Origin of the sequence: Streptomyces sp., from assembly GCF_031178505.1 — a bacterium.
Lineage (GTDB): Bacteria > Actinomycetota > Actinomycetes > Streptomycetales > Streptomycetaceae > Streptomyces > Streptomyces gulbargensis.
In genome coordinates, this window is the sequence record NZ_JAPSIW010000772.1 from 1 (window position 1) to 3,258 (window position 3,258).

3 protein-coding genes are annotated in these 3,258 nt (G+C 74.6%); 1 reads left to right on the forward strand and 2 read right to left on the reverse strand.

The window, feature by feature from the left end; genetic code table 11:
• Positions 1-117: 117 nt before the first annotated feature.
• Complete coding sequence (gene sepH, locus RIF68_RS32075) at positions 118-1,140, reverse strand: septation protein SepH (protein WP_309054779.1); 1,023 nt, start codon at positions 1,138-1,140, stop codon at positions 118-120.
• 641 nt (positions 1,141-1,781) lie between these two features.
• Between sepH and RIF68_RS32080 the strand changes: the two genes are divergently transcribed.
• Positions 1,782-2,663, forward strand: coding sequence for a hypothetical protein (locus RIF68_RS32080; RefSeq protein WP_309054780.1), 882 nt, complete (start codon positions 1,782-1,784; stop codon positions 2,661-2,663).
• 4 nt (positions 2,664-2,667) lie between these two features.
• Here the strand turns inward: RIF68_RS32080 and RIF68_RS32085 are convergent.
• Positions 2,668-3,258, reverse strand: a 591-nt coding sequence (locus tag RIF68_RS32085) for a D-arabinono-1,4-lactone oxidase (protein WP_309054781.1), incomplete at its 5' end; no start/stop codon positions are given.

A 3,258-nucleotide genomic window follows, 5' to 3' on the forward strand; every position in this document is an offset into this window, starting at 1 on the left:
TGTTATGCGCGTCCCCCCCCCCCCCGCCGGTCCGCGGGGCCCCCCCCCCCTTGTAGTCCCACCCCCGTCGGCGCCGCGCGCGGGTGCGGGGGGGGGGGCCCGACGGGGGAGGGTCGGTCAGTCCTGTTTCTTGCGGCGCGTGCCGAAGACGATCTCGTCCCAGCTGGGGACCGCCGCGCGGCGGCCCGGGCGGACGCCGTCCGCCTCGGCCTGGCGGTCGGTCGCGCCGTGCAGCCGGTCACGGTGGCCCGAGACGGCACGCGGCATGAGGACGTCGGCGTACGCCGACCCCGCCCCGGCCGACGCGGCGGGAGCCGGGGGCTCCTCCGCCTCCACCTCCTCCGAGGGCTCCGTCTCCGGCGGTTCGGGCACGACCATGTCGCCCCGGAAGCTCGGTACGGCCTCCAGGAGGCTCGTGAGCGAGTCCCGCTCCTCCTCCGGTTCGGCGGCGACCGGCACCGGCCGCTCGATCTGCCGGTCCAGGGCACGGTCCAGCGGCCTGTCCCGGGGCAGCCGGGCGATGCGCGGCACGAAGGGGAAGCTCGGCTCCGGGGCGGCGGCGAGGGTGTCGTCGGTCTCGCCGATCAGCGCCCGGGCCTCGTCGTCCACGGCCTGGACGAGCCGGCGCGGCGGGTCGTAGGTCCAGCTGGCGGTGTGGACCTCACCGGCGACCCGGTAGACCAGCAGCACCTCCCAGGTGCCGTCGTCCCGGCGCCACGAGTCCCACTGCACGGTGTCCTTCTCGGCACCGCGGAGCAGCAGCCGTTCCTGCACGGCCTCGCCGAGCTGCGGACCGCTGTTCTCACCGGGCCGGCGGACGGGTGTCTTGCGGGCCCGCTCGGCCATGAAGGCGCGCTCCGCCAGGACGGGGCCCTCGAAACGGCGTACGCGGTCGACGGGGATGCCCGCGAGCTGGGCGACCTCCTCCGCGGAGGCACCGGCACGTATCCGCGCCTGGATGTCGCGGGGGCGGAGGTGGCTCTCCACCTCGATCTCGATCTGGCCGAGGCGCGCGCGGTCGTTGCGCACGGCGGCACGCAGCCGCTCGTCGATCGGAAGCGTGTACTCCGTGCTGTCAGCAGCCTTCAGCACCAGTCGTGTGCCGTCGTTGGAGACGGCCACGACACGCAGTTCGGGCATGGGGACCTCCCGGGTGGTGCCTGCCGACGTCACGTGCGTCGCTGCTTCCGCTAGTCGAGTGTGGCCTGCCCGGGTGCAGCCTGCCACTACCTTGCCGAGTTGTCCGGCGTGTCGGGCGTGGACCCTGGAACGCCGTTATGGCACGGTTACCGGATCGCTACACGGAGTGACTGGCAGTCACGCTGTGCAGCGGGCTTCCGTGCGGTGCCGCGGCGCCGCCGGTTTCGAGTGCCGGGTTCGGCCCCCTCCCCGTGATTCCGGGCACCCGTGAGAGCGTCCGTACCCAGGGATCGTCAATGTACTCCATTCGGGCCACCTGGGTGGACCGCCGCGCCGCCCAACTTCTCGGGGTCCACGCGAGTTGAGTGTCCGTGATGTCCCGGACCGCGTGTCCCTGTTCACAGAACCACCAGAAACGGAACTAATCGCTTCGCCCATATGTCCCTTCTGGGTGCATGGTGGAACAGATGAGCAAGCAGAGGTCGGAGATGGATCACAGGCCGAGGGCCGCGCCGGAAGGGCCGGAGGAGACCGACGAGAGGGGCGGAACGGGAGAGCCGGCGCAGCGGGCGGAAGCCGGGGAGACGCAGGAAACCGGACAGGAGGGTGAGCAGGGTGGCCGGTCCAGGATCGACCTGAGTATGGCTCAGGTGTCGGGCAGCGCCCTCGCCGCCGTCATCGCGGCCAAACTCGCCTCCACCCTCGGGGTGTACGGCACGATCGTCGGCGCCGGCGTGATCAGCGTCATCGCCACCTGCGGCGGACCGGTCTTCCAGCACCTCCTCAAACGCACCGGCGAGCAGGTGCGCGGCGCGACGGCCGCCGTCAAGCCGAGGCCCCGTCAGCTGGGCCGCCGCGCCGCCGGTGGCCGGCGCCCGGCGCAGCCGGAACGGGCCGACGAGCACACCCTGATGCTCGGCACCGTCGCGCCGGGCGGCCCGCCCGCCGACGGCGCGTTCGGCCGGGCGACCACCCACGGCACCCGGATGCGGGGCTGGAAGCGTCCGGCCCTCGCCGCGGCCCTGGTCTTCGGCGTCACGATGGGCGGCATCACGGCGTACGAACTCGTCTCCGGGGAGGACTTCGGCGGGACGGAGGGACGGACCACCTTCGGCTCCGTCGTCCGCGGCGGCGGGGACAGCGGCCGGAGCACCCCCGGCCACGACGGGACCCCGGTCCCCGCCTCCTCCGGCCCGGCCCGTGACGGCGACGGCCGGCCGGACGGCGGTGCCACACCGAGCGGGGACGCCCCGTCCGCCCCGGGCACCTCCGCCCCCGGTACGGGGGCGGGCACGGGGACGCCCGCGCCGGGCCCGACACCGGGCGGCTCCACCGGCCCGACCGGTTCCCCCGGCGGCTCCACGGACCCGGCCCCGGACCCCGAGCCGACCGGTCCGGCGCCGACCTCGGCCCCGACGGGGCCCGCCGAGCCGACCGCCCCGACGGCCCCGACCGAGGCCCCCGTCCCCGAGACCCCGGGGCGGACGCTCCCGCCGGAGCCCGCGCCCGGGACGACCGGCTGACGGGTCAGTCGCCGAGCACCCGGCGCAGGTGGTCGTTGCCGAAGCGGCGGTCCGGGTCGAGGCGGTCGCGCAGCGCCGTGAACTCGGCGAAGCGCGGGTACACCCCGGCCAGGTAGGCGGCGTCACGGGTGTGGATCTTGCCCCAGTGAGGGCGCCCCCCGTGGGCCGTCATGATGCGCTCCACCGCGGTGAAGTACCCGCGGTGGGGCGTCCCCTTGTAGAGATGGACCGCGATGTAGACCGTCTCGCGGCCCGAGGCCGTGGAGAGGGCGATGTCGTCCGCCGGCGCCGTGCGCACCTCGACGGGGAAGCTCACCTTGAGCGGCGAGCGTTCGAGCATCGCCTTCAGCTCGCGCAGCGCCGGGACCGCCGCCTCGCGCGGCAGCGCGTACTCCATCTCCAGGAAGCGCACCCGGCGCGGCGAGGTGAAGACCTTGTACGGGATGTCGGTGTAGGTCCGGGCCGACAGCGCGCGGCTGGAGACCTTGGCGAGGGCGGGGATCACCGGCGGCACCGCCCTGCCGAGGGAGCAGGCCAGCTGGAAGACGCCGTTGGAGAGCAGCTCGTCCTCGATCCAGCCGCCGACCCTGCCGAG

Bases quoted from the DNA above. Each gene is read 5' to 3' on its own strand.
- sepH (WP_309054779.1), bottom strand. From the start codon at position 1,140: ATGCCCGAACTGCGTGTCGTGGCCGTCTCCAACGACGGCACACGACTG.
- RIF68_RS32080 (WP_309054780.1), top strand. From the start codon at position 1,782: ATGGCTCAGGTGTCGGGCAGCGCCCTCGCCGCCGTCATCGCGGCCAAA.